This is a genomic window from Sphingopyxis indica, assembly GCF_032879645.1.
Lineage (GTDB): Bacteria > Pseudomonadota > Alphaproteobacteria > Sphingomonadales > Sphingomonadaceae > Sphingopyxis > Sphingopyxis indica.
Genome location: NZ_CP076395.1, coordinates 284,665 through 297,405 on the forward strand (window position 1 = coordinate 284,665; position 12,741 = coordinate 297,405).

The 12,741-nt window shown below is 65.1% G+C and carries 15 protein-coding genes; 3 read left to right on the forward strand and 12 right to left on the reverse strand.

Translation table 11 applies throughout. The features are described 5' to 3' along the window. The 11 genes from rplV to rpsL form a co-directional block, all read right to left on the reverse strand. Nucleotides 1-381: a 50S ribosomal protein L22 gene (rplV, locus tag KNJ79_RS21845; RefSeq protein WP_067108769.1), complete on the reverse strand. Its 381-nt coding sequence runs from the start codon at nt 379-381 to the stop codon at nt 1-3. After that, on the reverse strand, nt 381-656 hold the full coding sequence (gene rpsS / locus KNJ79_RS21850) for a 30S ribosomal protein S19 (RefSeq protein ID WP_003042215.1): 276 nt from the start codon (nt 654-656) through the stop codon (nt 381-383). Before rpsS ends, rplV begins: the two co-directional genes overlap by 1 nt. A gap of 3 nt (nt 657-659) precedes the next feature. Further along, the gene (gene rplB / locus KNJ79_RS21855) at nt 660-1,496 is read right to left on the reverse strand and encodes a 50S ribosomal protein L2 (RefSeq protein WP_089216043.1); all 837 of its coding nucleotides are present in this window, start codon (nt 1,494-1,496) and stop codon (nt 660-662) included. 23 nt (nt 1,497-1,519) lie between these two features. Then, the gene (locus KNJ79_RS21860) at nt 1,520-1,828 is read right to left on the reverse strand and encodes a 50S ribosomal protein L23 (RefSeq protein WP_089216044.1); all 309 of its coding nucleotides are present in this window, start codon (nt 1,826-1,828) and stop codon (nt 1,520-1,522) included. Beyond that, nucleotides 1,821-2,447, reverse strand: a complete 627-nt coding sequence (gene rplD, locus KNJ79_RS21865; RefSeq protein ID WP_317154015.1) for a 50S ribosomal protein L4 — start codon at nt 2,445-2,447, stop codon at nt 1,821-1,823. The genes KNJ79_RS21860 and rplD overlap by 8 nt, the downstream gene beginning before the upstream one ends. A 2-nt stretch (nt 2,448-2,449) precedes the next feature. Then, a complete protein-coding gene (rplC, locus tag KNJ79_RS21870) occupies nt 2,450-3,226 on the reverse strand; it encodes a 50S ribosomal protein L3 (RefSeq protein WP_089216046.1) in 777 nt (258 codons plus the stop codon). A 285-nt stretch (nt 3,227-3,511) separates the two neighbouring features. Then, the gene (rpsJ, locus tag KNJ79_RS21875) at nt 3,512-3,823 is read right to left on the reverse strand and encodes a 30S ribosomal protein S10 (protein WP_011543089.1); all 312 of its coding nucleotides are present in this window, start codon (nt 3,821-3,823) and stop codon (nt 3,512-3,514) included. A 147-nt stretch (nt 3,824-3,970) separates the two neighbouring features. Further along, nucleotides 3,971-5,161 carry an elongation factor Tu gene (gene tuf, locus KNJ79_RS21880; RefSeq protein ID WP_089216047.1) on the reverse strand — a complete coding sequence of 397 codons (1,191 nt, stop codon included), beginning with the start codon at nt 5,159-5,161 and terminating at the stop codon, nt 3,971-3,973. Nucleotides 5,162-5,279: 118 nt separating this feature from the next. After that, nucleotides 5,280-7,373 carry an elongation factor G gene (fusA, locus tag KNJ79_RS21885; RefSeq protein WP_317154016.1) on the reverse strand — a complete coding sequence of 698 codons (2,094 nt, stop codon included), beginning with the start codon at nt 7,371-7,373 and terminating at the stop codon, nt 5,280-5,282. Nucleotides 7,374-7,466: 93 nt separating this feature from the next. Beyond that, a complete protein-coding gene (gene rpsG, locus KNJ79_RS21890) occupies nt 7,467-7,937 on the reverse strand; it encodes a 30S ribosomal protein S7 (protein WP_089216049.1) in 471 nt (156 codons plus the stop codon). A gap of 72 nt (nt 7,938-8,009) precedes the next feature. Further along, on the reverse strand, nt 8,010-8,381 hold the full coding sequence (rpsL, locus tag KNJ79_RS21895; protein WP_089216050.1) for a 30S ribosomal protein S12: 372 nt from the start codon (nt 8,379-8,381) through the stop codon (nt 8,010-8,012). Between the two features lie 305 nt (nt 8,382-8,686). Here rpsL and KNJ79_RS21900 point away from each other — a divergent pair, with 305 nt between their 5' ends. From KNJ79_RS21900 to dapD, 3 genes are read left to right on the forward strand one after another with little or no spacing between them, the layout of a single operon-like run. Then, on the forward strand, nt 8,687-9,202 hold the full coding sequence (locus KNJ79_RS21900; protein WP_317154017.1) for a DNA-deoxyinosine glycosylase: 516 nt from the start codon (nt 8,687-8,689) through the stop codon (nt 9,200-9,202). Nucleotides 9,203-9,212: 10 nt separating this feature from the next. Then, nucleotides 9,213-9,890: a pyrimidine 5'-nucleotidase gene (locus tag KNJ79_RS21905; protein ID WP_317154018.1), complete on the forward strand. Its 678-nt coding sequence runs from the start codon at nt 9,213-9,215 to the stop codon at nt 9,888-9,890. Beyond that, entirely contained in the window at nt 9,887-10,729 is an 843-nt protein-coding gene (gene dapD / locus KNJ79_RS21910) for a 2,3,4,5-tetrahydropyridine-2,6-dicarboxylate N-succinyltransferase (RefSeq protein ID WP_317154019.1), read from the forward strand. Before KNJ79_RS21905 ends, dapD begins: the two co-directional genes overlap by 4 nt. Here the strand turns inward: dapD and KNJ79_RS21915 are convergent. Continuing rightward, on the reverse strand, nt 10,707-12,722 hold the full coding sequence (locus tag KNJ79_RS21915) for a DUF3857 domain-containing transglutaminase family protein (RefSeq protein ID WP_317154020.1): 2,016 nt from the start codon (nt 12,720-12,722) through the stop codon (nt 10,707-10,709). The two genes, dapD and KNJ79_RS21915, sit on opposite strands and share 23 nt — an antisense overlap. Nucleotides 12,723-12,741 lie beyond the last annotated feature (19 nt).

Below are 12,741 nucleotides of genomic sequence, written 5' to 3' on the forward strand. Positions count from 1 at the left end.
TTACGCCTCTTCTTCCTGTTCGCGCACGACGATGCGGATGCGGCTGAACGGCTTTTCGATGCGGGTCGATTTGCCGCGGCCGCGTGCGTGCCAGCGCTTCATCGTGAACGCCTTGCCGACGCTCGCTTCCTTGACGACGAGCGCGTCGACGTCGAGGTTGTGGTTGTTTTCCGCGTTGGCGACGGCGCTGGCCAGAACCTTGCGCACGTCGACCGCCATCGCCCGCTTCGAGAAAGCGAGGATGTTCATCGCGTCTTCGACACGGCGGCCGCGGATCAGCGCGGCGACGAGGTTCAGCTTCTGCGCCGAGCCGCGGATCTGCGTGCCGACCGAAAGCGCCTCATTATCCGCAACGCGGCGGGGGGACTTTTCCTTGCCCATTAGCGTTTGCCCTTCTTGTCGGCCGCGTGGCCGGGGAAGAAGCGCGTCGGCGCAAATTCACCCAGCTTCATGCCGACCATGTCCTCGTTCACCGACACCGGCACGAACTTGCGGCCGTTGTAGACGTTGAAGGTCAGGCCGACGAACTGCGGCAGGATGGTGGACCGGCGCGACCAGGTCTTGATCGGGGCAGAGCTGCCGCCGTCCTGAGCCGCTTCGGCTTTCTTGAGAAGATGAAGGTCCACGAACGGACCCTTCCAGACCGAGCGAGCCATGACTTACCTCTTCTTCTTCGCGTGACGCGACCGGATGATCATCTTGTCGGTCTGCTTGTTGTTGCGCGTGCGGGCGCCCTTGGTCGGCTTGCCCCACGGGGTCACCGGATGGCGGCCGCCCGAGGTGCGGCCTTCACCACCGCCGTGCGGGTGGTCGACCGGGTTCTTGGCGACGCCGCGGGTCAGCGGGCGCTTGCCCATCCAGCGGCGGCGGCCGGCCTTCGCCAGCGTCTGGTTGGTGTTGTCGGGGTTCGACACCGCACCGACCGTGCCCATGCACTCGCCGCGGATATAGCGCTGCTCGCCCGAGCCGAGACGCACGATGACGAGGCCGCGGTCGCGGCCGACGACCTGCGCATAGGTGCCGGCCGAGCGGGCGATCTGGCCGCCCTTGCCCGGCTTCATCTCGATATTATGGACGATCGTGCCGACCGGCATCTGCGCGAGTTCCATCGCATTGCCCGGCTTCACGTCGGTCTTCTTGTCGGCGATCACCGTGTCGCCGACGCCCAGGCGCTGCGGCGCGAGGATATAGGCGAGGGTGCCGTCCTCATATTTGATCAGCGCGATGAAGGCGGTGCGGTTCGGGTCATATTCGAGCCGCTCGACGGTCGCGGGCATGCCCCACTTGCGACGCTTGAAATCGACGACGCGATAGCGCTGCTTGTGACCGCCGCCGATACCGCGCGACGTGACATGGCCCTTGTTGTTGCGGCCGCCGGTCTTGGTCTTGCCTTCGGTCAGCGCCTTGACGGGCTTGCCCTTCCACAGGTTCGACCGGTCGATCAGGATCAGGCCGCGCTGCGCGGGGCTGGTCGGATTATAGGATTTGAGTGCCATTTTCTTTGCCTTCCCGTGCGCGCTCAGACGCCCGTGGTGACGTCGATCGACTGGCCTTCGGCCAGGCGGACGATCGCCTTCTTCACGTCGCTGCGCGTGTAGGGCTTGCCCTTCCAGCGCTTGGTCTTGCCCTTGGTGACGAGCGTGTTGACGCTGACGACCTTGACGTCGAACAGCGCTTCGACCGCCGCCTTGATCGCGGGCTTCGTCGCGTCGTTCGCGACGCGGAAAACGACCGCGTCATTTTCGCTGAGCAGCGTCGACTTTTCGGTGATCACCGGCGACAGGATCACGTCATAGTGACGCGCTTCGATGGTTTTTGCCTTAGCCATTGCAGCGTGCCTCCAGCTTTTCGACCGCCGCGCGGGTCAGGACCAGCGTGTCGGCGCGCATGATGTCATAGACGTTGGCACCGATCGCGGGCAGCGCGTCGACACCGACGATGTTCGCCGACGCCTTGACGAAGCTGTCGTGAACGGCGTCGCCGTCGATGAAGAGCGCGCGGCCCCCGAGGTCGAGCTTGCCGAGCTTGCCGGCGAGCGCCTTCGTCTTCGCGTCCTTGAGTTCGAGCGTATCGAGAACGACGAGCTTGCCGCCCTTCGCCTTGTCGCTCAAAGCCATCTTGAGGCCGAGGGCGCGGATCTTCTTGTTCAGCGAGTGGCCGAAGGTGCGCGCCCGCGGGCCGTGCGCCTTGCCGCCGCCGATGAAGATCGGGGCCTTGCGGTCGCCGTGACGCGCGGTGCCGCCGCCCTTCTGGCGACCGAATTTCTTGCCGGTGCGGGCAACGTCGCTGCGCTCGCGCGCGGCACGCGCGGGAGCGCGGCGCTTTTCGAGCTGCCAGGCGACGACGCGGTGCAGGATGTCGGCGCGCGGATCGACGCCGAAGACATCGTCGTTGAGGTCGATGTCGGCGCCGGCCTTGCCGTCGATGGTCTGAACCTTGACCTTCATGATCAGGACTCCTGTGCGCCGTCGGTGGCCGCGGTGTCGACGACGGCGTCTTCGGCCGGCGTTTCGACCGGCGCGTCAGCCGGGGCTTGCTGGTTGCTGTTCGCCGCGCTCTTCAGGCCCGCCGGATAGGGGGCATCGGGGTGGCGCGGCAGCTTGACCGCATCGCGGACCATCAGCCAGCCGCCCTTCGAGCCGGGGACCGAGCCCTTGACGAAGAGGAGGCCGCGCTCGACGTCGGTGCGGACGATTTCGAGATTCTGCTGGGTGCGGTTGCGCGCGCCCATGTGGCCGGCCATCTTCTTGTTCTTGAAGACGCGGCCCGGATCCTGGCGGTTACCCGTCGAACCATGCGCACGGTGGCTGATCGAGACGCCGTGGCTGGCGCGCATACCGCCGAAACCCCAACGCTTCATCGCACCGGCGAAACCCTTGCCCTGGGTGACGCCCTGGATGTCGACCATCTGGCCGGCGACGAAATGGTCGGCCGACAGCTCGGCACCGACGTCGAGGGCGGCATCGTCGGCGACGCGGAATTCCGCGACCTTCGCCTTCGGCTCGACCTCGGCCTTGCCATAGGCGCCACGCTGCGGCTTGGCGACATTCTTCGCCTTCGCCGAGCCGGCACCCAGTGCGACCGCCACATAGCCGTCGCGTTCCTTATCGCGCACGGAGACGACCTGGCAGCCTTCGAGGCTCAGGACGGTGACGGGCACATGGCGTCCGTCGTCCTGAAACAGGCGGGTCATCCCCATTTTCTTCGCGATCACGCCAGTGCGCATGATCTTAACTCCTCAACAGAGGCCGGGCGGACCATTCCGCACGGCTTGCGGGACCCGGCGAGGCAAGCCTCTACGGAACCCTCCCAGCCCGAAATCTCGATACATCGCCCCGTCCGGGCTGAGGTGCCGCCATCCCGAGGGAGAAGCGGCGAGACGGGGGACGCAGCCCGGTCGTTGATGCTTCCGATGGAAGCGACCGGCGGTATCCACCCTATCGTCTGCGCAGGCGGCGAACCGGCCTGCCGATAGAGACCCCGAACCGACGGTCCGGGGCGGCGCTGGCGTTTAGGCCAACTTGATCTCGACGTTCACGCCCGCGGCGAGGTCGAGCTTCATCAGCGCGTCGACCGTCTGCGGGGTGGGCTGCACAATGTCGAGCAGCCTTTTGTGGGTGCGCACCTCGAACTGCTCGCGCGACTTCTTGTCGATGTGCGGGCCGCGGTTCACGGTGAACTTCTCGATACGCGTCGGCAGCGGGATGGGGCCGCGAATAAGCGCTCCGGTGCGACGCGCCGTATCGGCGATGTCGGTGGTGGCCTGATCGAGCACGCGGTGATCAAAGGCCTTCAGGCGAATGCGAATATTCTGCGTTTCCATGACTGTTCCAGTCGAATCCCGTCTGACGATGCGAAAGAGCCGAAATGACCCATGCCGGCCCCCGCAGGGAGGCCGGCAAGGCCATTGAAATTCCTAAAGCTACGAGCCGCGCGAATCGGTCCGAATCGCGCGGCTCGCGGCCCTATATTACTTTGTGATCGAAGCCACAACCCCTGCGCCGACCGTGCGGCCGCCTTCGCGGATCGCGAAGCGCAGACCCTGGTCCATGGCGATCGGGGCGATCAGCTTGACCGACAGCTGGACGTTGTCGCCCGGCATCACCATCTCGGTGCCCTCGGGGAGGATGACCTCGCCGGTGACGTCGGTGGTGCGGAAGTAGAATTGCGGACGATAGTTCGCAAAGAAGGGCGTGTGACGGCCGCCCTCGTCCTTCGACAGGACATAGACTTCCGAGGTGAACTCGGTGTGCGGGGTGATCGAGCCCGGCTTCGCGAGGACCTGGCCGCGCTCCACCTCTTCGCGGCCGACGCCGCGGATCAGCGCACCGATATTGTCGCCGGCTTCGCCCTGGTCGAGCAGCTTGCGGAACATTTCGACGCCGGTGACGGTGGTCTTCTTGGTGTCCTTGATGCCGACGATTTCGACTTCCTCACCAACCTTGACCACGCCGGTCTCGACGCGGCCAGTGACGACGGTGCCGCGACCCGAGATCGAGAACACGTCCTCGATCGGCATCAGGAAGGGCTTGTCGAGCGGACGCTCGGGCTGCGGAATCCAGCTGTCGACGGCTTCCATCAGCTTCAGGATGGCTTCCTTGCCGATGTTGTCGTCGCGGCCTTCGAGGGCGGCGAGCGCCGAACCCGCGATGATCGGAATATTGTCGCCGTCGAAGTCGCGCTTCGAAAGCTCTTCACGGATTTCGAGCTCGACGAGCTCGAGCAGCTCGGGATCGTCGACCTGGTCGACCTTGTTCAGGAAGACGACCATGGTCGGAACGCCGACCTGCTTCGCGAGCAGGATGTGCTCCTTGGTCTGCGGCATCGGGCCGTCGGCGGCCGACACGACGAGGATCGCGCCGTCCATCTGCGCGGCGCCGGTGATCATGTTCTTCACATAGTCGGCGTGACCCGGGCAGTCGACGTGCGCATAGTGGCGCGCATCGGTTTCATATTCGATGTGGGCGGTCGAGATGGTGATGCCGCGCTCGCGCTCTTCGGGCGCCTTGTCGATGTTCGCGAAGTCGACGGCAGCGCCGCCGCCGGTTTCCGCGAGAACCTTCGAGATCGCTGCGGTCAGCGAGGTCTTGCCATGGTCGACGTGACCGATGGTGCCGATGTTGCAGTGCGGCTTCGTCCGCTCAAATTTAGCCTTAGCCATGATGTTTTGAACCTTCTTGTTCGCGTGTTGAGTTGATCAGTCCCGGACGAGCCTGCTGAATCAGGCGCCGCCCTTAGTAGGTCTTGCCGCGCGGCGCAAGTCCGCGCGGCGTGTCCCGTCAGGCCATCTTCGCCTTCACTTCGTCGGCGACGTTGCTCGGCACTTCTTCATAGTGCGAGAACTGCATCGAATATTGCGCGCGGCCCTGGGTGAACGAGCGCAACTGGTTGACGTAGCCGAACATATTCGCAAGCGGCACGATCGCGTCGACCACCTGCGCATTGCCGCGGCTGTCGGTGCCCTGGATCTGGCCGCGGCGGCTGTTGAGGTCGCCGATCACGTCGCCCATGAACTCCTCGGGGGTGACGACTTCGACCTTCATCACCGGCTCGAGCAGCTTGATGCCCGCCTTCGCCGCGACTTCGCGCATCGCCGCACGGCCGGCGATTTCGAACGCCAGCGCCGACGAGTCGACGTCGTGATAGGCGCCGTCGACCAGCTTGATCTCGAAGTCGATGATCGGGAAGCCGATCATGTGTCCGTTCTCGGCCGATTCGCGGAAGCCCTTTTCGACCGCCGGAATATATTCGCGCGGGATGTTGCCGCCCTTGATCTCGTCAAGGAAGGTGATGCCGCTGCCGCGCTCGCCCGGGGTGACCTGCACCTTGACGCGGCCGAACTGGCCCGAGCCGCCCGACTGCTTCTTGTGGGTATAGTCGACCTCGACCGGCTTCGCGAGGCTCTCGCGATACGCCACCTGCGGCGCACCGACATTCGCTTCGACCTTGAACTCGCGCTTCATGCGATCGACGAGGATGTCGAGGTGAAGCTCGCCCATGCCCTTGATGATCGTCTGGCCCGATTCATGGTCGGTCGAGACGCGGAAGCTCGGGTCCTCGGCGGCGAGGCGGTTGAGCGCGACGCCCATCTTTTCCTGGTCGGCCTTGGTCTTGGGTTCGACCGACAGCTCGATCACCGGCTCGGGGAATTCCATGCGCTCGAGGATGATCGGCGCGTTCGAGGCGCAGATCGTGTCGCCCGTCGTGGTTTCCTTGAGACCGGCGAGCGCGACGATGTCGCCCGCATAAGCCTCTTCGATGTCCTCACGCGAGTTGGCGTGCATGAGGAGCATACGGCCGATCTTTTCCTTCTTGTCCTTCACCGAATTGAGGTAGGTGCCCTTCGAGAGCGTGCCCGAATAGATGCGCGCGAAGGTCAGCGAGCCGACGAACGGGTCGTTCATGATCTTGAACGCGAGCATCGACAGCGGCGCCGAGTCGGAGGTCGGACGCGAATCGGCTTCCTCGGTGTCGGGGTTGATGCCCTGGACGTCGGGGATGTCGAGCGGCGACGGCAGATAGTCGACCACCGCGTCGAGCAGGGGCTGGACGCCCTTGTTCTTGAACGCCGAGCCGCACAGCACCGGCACGAACGCCTGCGCGAGCGTGCCCTTGCGGATCAGCGCCTTCAGCGTCGCGACATCGGGCAGTTCGCCTTCGAGATAGGCTTCCATCGCGGCATCGTCCTGCTCGACGGCGAGCTCGACGAGCTTTTCGCGATATTCGGCGGCCTTGTCCTTGAGGTCGGCGGGAATCTCTTCATAGAAGAATTCGGCGCCGAGGCTCTCGTCCTTCCAGATGATCGCGCGCTCATTGACCAGGTCGACGAGGCCCTTGAAGTCGCCTTCGGCGCCGATCGGCAGATAGAGCACCGCCGGCACCGCGCCGAGGCGGTCGATGATCGTCTGGACGCAATAATAGAAATCGGCGCCGGTGCGGTCGAGCTTGTTGATGAAGCACATGCGCGGAACGCGATATTTCTCGGCCTGGCGCCACACGGTTTCCGACTGCGGCTCGACGCCCGCCACGCCGTCGAACGCCGCGACCGCGCCGTCGAGGACGCGAAGCGAGCGCTCGACCTCGATGGTGAAGTCGACGTGTCCGGGGGTGTCGATGATGTTCAGGCGATGCTCGGGTCCCTTGCCCTCGTCGGCCTTCCACAGGCAGGTGGTCGCCGCAGAGGTGATGGTGATCCCGCGTTCCTGCTCCTGCTCCATCCAGTCCATCGTCGCGGCGCCGTCATGGACTTCGCCGATCTTGTAGGACTTGCCGGTGTAATAGAGGATGCGCTCGGTCGTCGTGGTCTTGCCGGCGTCGATGTGCGCCATGATACCGAAATTGCGATAGCGTTCGAGCGGATGGCTGCGTGCCATGATCTTTTCCTTGGGTTTTGGGGGAGGCCGGAAGGGCCGCCCCCGATATAGGAAGATTTGTTGCGATTGCGAGACGCCGGAGCGTCCGTGCAATTACCAGCGGTAGTGCGAGAAGGCGCGGTTCGCTTCCGCCATGCGGTGCGTGTCTTCGCGCTTCTTCACGGCGTTGCCGCGGTTGTTCGACGCATCGAGCAGCTCGCCCGACAGGCGCGCGGCCATCGTCGTCTCGCTGCGGTTGCGCGCCGCGGTGATCAGCCAGCGGATCGCGAGCGCCTGCGCGCGGTCGGGGCGGACCTCGACGGGGACCTGATAGGTCGCGCCGCCGACGCGGCGGCTGCGCACTTCGATGCTCGGGCGGATGTTGGCGAGCGCTTCGTGGAACACGCCGAGCGGTTCCTTCTTCGCGCGGGCTTCGACCGCTTCCAACGCGCCATAGACGATGCTTTCGGCGACGGACTTCTTGCCGTCGAGCATGACGCTGTTCATGAACTTGGACAGCACGACATCCCCGAAACGGGGATCGGGCAGGATTTCGCGGCGTTCGGGACGACGACGACGAGCCATAGGATATTCCTTTACAACAGCATCCCGGCGCAGCGCGCTCGCGGGATGATCAAATAGCCGAAAAAGCGGTCCTTATTTCGGACGCTTCGCGCCGTATTTCGAACGGCTCTGCTTGCGGTCCTTCACACCCTGGGTGTCGAGCACGCCGCGCAGGACGTGGTAGCGCACGCCGGGAAGGTCGCGCACGCGGCCGCCGCGGATCAGCACGACGCTGTGTTCCTGCAGGTTGTGGCCTTCGCCGGGGATGTAGGAAATGACTTCGCGGGCGTTGGTCAGACGGACCTTGGCCACCTTGCGGAGCGCCGAGTTCGGCTTTTTCGGGGTCGTCGTATAGACACGGGTGCAAACGCCGCGCTTCTGCGGGTTCGCTTCCATCGCCGGGACCTTGGACTTCGCCTTTTGCGGCGTCCGGCCCTTGCGGACCAGCTGGTTGATCGTGGGCATGAATGCTTCACCTTCAAATGTCCGCCCATCGGAGCGAACGGTTACTCTACCGCGTGAGGATGAAGCTCCGGCCCCGACCGCCCCGAAAGGGCGAAAACGGCCGACCTTGTAACAGCAAAAGACCCCGGCAGATCGTCCTGATCTTCCGGAGGCTCCATCCGCGCCAGCAATGTTCAAGCGCTGTTGTGATCCGAACCGGCGGAAGTCCGCCGCTTTCGAACGGGGGCGCCCCTAGCTCCGATTCCCTCGCCGGTCAAGCGATAAGCGGGTTGCGGCCCGGAAATCCGGCGGATAGCGAAGGCCCGATGCCCGTCGTCCGCCACGCCAGCTTCGCCCCGCACGTCGCCGCCGACGCGCGGCTGCTGATTCTCGGCAGCCTGCCGGGCGCCCGCTCGCTCGCCGAACGCCGCTATTATGCGCATCCGACGAACCAGTTCTGGCGCCTCGCCGGCGCGGTGATCGACCGCCCGCTCGCGGCCCTCGACTATCAGGCGCGGCTCGCCGCGCTCGTCGCAGCGCGCGTCGGCCTGTGGGACGTGATCCGCAGCGCCAAACGGCGCACGAGCAGCGACGGCGACATCCGCGAAGCCGAAGCGCATGACCTTGCCGAACTGGTCGCGAGCCTCCCCGCGCTTCGGATGGTCGCGTTCAACGGCGGCAAGGCGGCGGCGATCGGGCGGCGGCAGATCGGCAATCCCGGGCGGGTAACGCTCATCGACCTGCCGTCGAGCAGCGCCGCGAATACGGTCGGCTTCGACGCGAAGCTGGCGCAGTGGATGCGGCTGCGCGCGGCGCTTGCCCCCGAGCGCCCGAATCCCTAAGCGCCGCGGCATGGCCCCGCGCATCGACCATATCGACAGCTGGATCTTCGATCTCGACAACACGCTCTATCACCCGTCGGCGCGGCTGTTCGACCTGATCGACGAACGCATGGGCGCGTTCATCATGCGGCTGCTCGGCTGCGATGCCGAAGAGGCGCGGCGGGTGCAGAAGCTCTATTTCCACGATCATGGCACGACGATGGCGGGACTGATGCGCCACCACGGCGTCGATCCCGAGGATTTCCTGCGCTATGTCCACAATATCGCGCTCGACCGGCTGACCCCCGACGCGCGGCTGCGCGCCGGGCTCGAACGCCTGCCCGGGCGGCGGCTGATCTTCACCAACGCCGACGCCGACTATGCCGCCCGCGTCCTCGAAGCGCGCGGGATCGCCGACCTGTTCGACGGAATCTGTGACATTCGCATCACCGCCTATACCCCCAAGCCCGAGACCGCGGCCTATGACAGCATGGTCGGCCATCTGGGGATCGATCCGGAGCGCAGCCTGTTCGTCGAGGATATGGCGCGCAACCTGACCCCGGCGAAAGCGCTGGGAATGACGACCGTGTGGCTGGACAATGGCAGCGAAAGCGGCCATCGCGACCACCTGCCGGACCATGTCGATTTCCATGTGAACGACATCGGTGACTGGCTCGACTCTTTGCCGCAACCCTGGGGAATTTCATGAGCACCGACCTGCAAGCCACCATCGAAGCCGCATGGGAGGCCCGCGACACGCTGGGGTTGGCGACGCAGGGTGCGGTGCGCGAAGCGGTAGAGACGGCCATCGCCGGGCTCGACGACGGCAGCTTCCGCGTCGCGGCCCGCGATGCCGATGGAGCGTGGCAGGTCAATCAATGGCTCAAGAAGGCCGTGCTGCTGTCGTTCCGCCTCAATGATATGGAGATCATCGAGGGCGGGCCGGGCGGCGCGACCTGGTGGGACAAGGTGCCGTCGAAATTCGCGGGCTGGGGCGCGAACCATTTCCGCGCGGCGGGCTTTCGCGCGGTTCCCGGGTCGATCGTTCGCCGCGGCGCCTATATCAGCAAGGGCGCGGTGCTGATGCCGAGCTTCGTCAATATCGGCGCTCATGTCGGCGAAGGGTCGATGGTCGACGCCTGGGCGACCGTGGGCAGCTGCGCGCAGATCGGCGCGAACGTCCACCTGTCGGGCGGCGCGGGGATCGGCGGCGTGCTCGAACCGCTGCAAGCCGGCCCCGTCGTGATCGAGGACGGCGCCTTCATCGGCGCGCGCGCCGAGGTCGCCGAGGGCGTGATCGTGCGCGAGGGCGCGGTGCTGTCGATGGGCGTCTATCTGGGCGCCTCGACCAGGATCGTCGACCGCACCACGGGCGAGGTCTTTATCGGCGAGGTGCCCGCCTATGCGGTGGTCGTGCCGGGATCGCTGCCGGGCAAGCCACTGCCCGACGGGACGCCGGGGCCGTCGCTCTATTGCGCGGTGATCGTCAAGCGCGTCGACGCACAGACGCGGGCCAAGACCGGGATCAACGAGCTTCTTCGCGATTGAGGGCGGCCGCCGACAGGCACGGGACATTGTCGGCGGTCCAGTCGAAATCATAGGTGGCAGGCACCAGCTTGCGCGCCGAACTCGGTGCGGCTCCGCCCTCCGGCGCATAGAATATCCAGCCCATGCTGTTGTCAAAGGACGCAATCCGTCCATTGTCCCGGCGCGCGCTGGCTGCATCTATCTCCATATTCTCGACGCGAAAGCCGCGAACCATCCGTATCGACCCGTCGCGAATATCGAAAGCGCGATAATAGTTCTGGCCGAAGATGTGAGTGTCGAAGCCGGATTTGTATGTCCAGTTCGCCGCCGTCGTCGTCGAGGGCGGGCGGACCGTCGTCACGTAGCAGTTGAAGCGGGGCTCGTTGAAAAAAGGCAGATCCTGATTCTGGTCGGCGGGCCGAACCCGCTTTTCGGGCGGATTGAATCCGCCGCCAGGCAGCGCGAGCGACCGCGCTCCATCGCCGTCGTCCTCCCAGTCGACCTCCCACTTGCCGACGACGGTCAGGATGCTCGCTCCGGACTTTTCGTCGTAGCTCAACTTCGCATCGTCAACCGTCTGCCAGGTGCTGCCCACGAATTGCTGGCGTAGCCCGGTAAGCAACTGATCGGCGCTCAACCCCGACAAGAGCGCCTGTTGCTGAAGCCCGGCAATGCCGCGCGTGATGGTCGTGCTGGTCACCCGCGCCGGCTGGTCGAAACCGGCGCGCGCATCAATTTCATACAGGTTGATTTCGTCGGGCCTTTCGGCCGGTCGCCATTCGCGCTTTTCCAGATTGCTGCCGCGCGCGCTGAGCGGCAGGACCCACCGATAGTCGATTACCGGATCGAGCGCAGGGATCGCGACGGGCGGCAGCGTGCCGTCCATCCAATATTGCTTCCCGTCGATCCGCGCACGGACGAGGACATGATCGAACAATCCCGGATTCGGGAGCCGCTCGTCGAACGCATCGTCGTTCCTCTGATTATTGACGACGACGGCCTCCGCCTCGATTCCCAATTCGGCGAGCAATCCCATCAGCAAGGCGGTCTTGGCCTTGCAATCGCCATAGCGGCGCTGCCAGGTTTCTTCGGCCGTAGCAGGGGTCAGATTTCCGTCCCCCAGACCGACATAGATATAGCGGACGTCCTGCTGGACCAGCTTGAGCGCAGCGGCCCCCCGGTCGAGCGGGTTCGCATGGGCCGCGGCGATTCGCTGCGCTTCAACCTTGAGCGGCGACCCCTCGGGAATGCGCGCAGCCTTGGCATAGAGCGGCGCAAAATGCCTTGATACCGCCGCCCAGTCATCGAAATCGCTATATTCGACGATCCGCTGCCACTGATAGCGGGCCGGCGCATCCTTTGGCGGCGTCAGCGTCGCCGGATTGTCGAACAGGAAATCGACGCTGCGACCGCCATTCCGTGCGACGGCCGCCATGTCGGGGGTCATCCGAACATGCGGCTTATACCCTTCATCCCAGCTCAGCCCGAGGCGGAACCGGCCCGCTTGCGGGCTGGACAGAAGGAAGAGCAAGCCCGAATCATTGTTCGCCATCGTGGGGTCGTCCGACCGTGTCGTCAGTCCGACCTCGAGTTCGTCGCCGACACGCAGGTCAGGCACGCGCAATACGGCCGTCAGAACGCCGTCCAGCATCGCCGCCTCGAGCTGGTCCTCGCGGCGCAATATCTCGAAAGACGCGTTTTTGAGGACGTCGATCGTAGCGCCATCGCGATGCACGTTGATCATGTGGACGACCGGCGGTCCCGACACCGGGTTCCAGGCGATCGAGATATTGCCGAGCTGCAGGGCGTTGGGATGGAGGAGCCGCATCCGGTAGCCAAGATATTGCGCCTGCCCGCGATCGTCCAAATGCGCGACGATATCCTGTCGGCGGACAAAAATCAGACCTGTCGCGTCGTCGGGCACCGACATCAGGTCGGACGGAATCACCCATTCCGGCGTCGGCCCCCGCTGGACCTGATCATTCTCGGCCCTTGCCGGTGCGGGCGCCATCATCGGCGCCAGCGCCAGCCAT

Excerpts from the sequence above, each read along its gene's own strand:
- rpsL (WP_089216050.1), bottom strand. The coding sequence starts at position 8,381 with ATGCCCACGATCAACCAGCTGGTCCGCAAGGGCCGGACGCCGCAAAAG.
- rpsS (WP_003042215.1), bottom strand. The coding sequence starts at position 656 with ATGGCTCGCTCGGTCTGGAAGGGTCCGTTCGTGGACCTTCATCTTCTC.
- rplB (WP_089216043.1), bottom strand. The coding sequence starts at position 1,496 with ATGGCACTCAAATCCTATAATCCGACCAGCCCCGCGCAGCGCGGCCTG.
- KNJ79_RS21900 (WP_317154017.1), top strand. The coding sequence starts at position 8,687 with ATGCCCGTCGTCCGCCACGCCAGCTTCGCCCCGCACGTCGCCGCCGAC.
- KNJ79_RS21905 (WP_317154018.1), top strand. The coding sequence starts at position 9,213 with ATGGCCCCGCGCATCGACCATATCGACAGCTGGATCTTCGATCTCGAC.
- dapD (WP_317154019.1), top strand. The coding sequence starts at position 9,887 with ATGAGCACCGACCTGCAAGCCACCATCGAAGCCGCATGGGAGGCCCGC.
- rplD (WP_317154015.1), bottom strand. The coding sequence starts at position 2,447 with ATGAAGGTCAAGGTTCAGACCATCGACGGCAAGGCCGGCGCCGACATC.
- rpsJ (WP_011543089.1), bottom strand. The coding sequence starts at position 3,823 with ATGGAAACGCAGAATATTCGCATTCGCCTGAAGGCCTTTGATCACCGC.
- rplV (WP_067108769.1), bottom strand. The coding sequence starts at position 381 with ATGGGCAAGGAAAAGTCCCCCCGCCGCGTTGCGGATAATGAGGCGCTT.
- tuf (WP_089216047.1), bottom strand. The coding sequence starts at position 5,161 with ATGGCTAAGGCTAAATTTGAGCGGACGAAGCCGCACTGCAACATCGGC.
- fusA (WP_317154016.1), bottom strand. The coding sequence starts at position 7,373 with ATGGCACGCAGCCATCCGCTCGAACGCTATCGCAATTTCGGTATCATG.
- KNJ79_RS21860 (WP_089216044.1), bottom strand. The coding sequence starts at position 1,828 with ATGGCTAAGGCAAAAACCATCGAAGCGCGTCACTATGACGTGATCCTG.
- rplC (WP_089216046.1), bottom strand. The coding sequence starts at position 3,226 with ATGCGCACTGGCGTGATCGCGAAGAAAATGGGGATGACCCGCCTGTTT.
- KNJ79_RS21915 (WP_317154020.1), bottom strand. The coding sequence starts at position 12,722 with ATGATGGCGCCCGCACCGGCAAGGGCCGAGAATGATCAGGTCCAGCGG.
- rpsG (WP_089216049.1), bottom strand. The coding sequence starts at position 7,937 with ATGGCTCGTCGTCGTCGTCCCGAACGCCGCGAAATCCTGCCCGATCCC.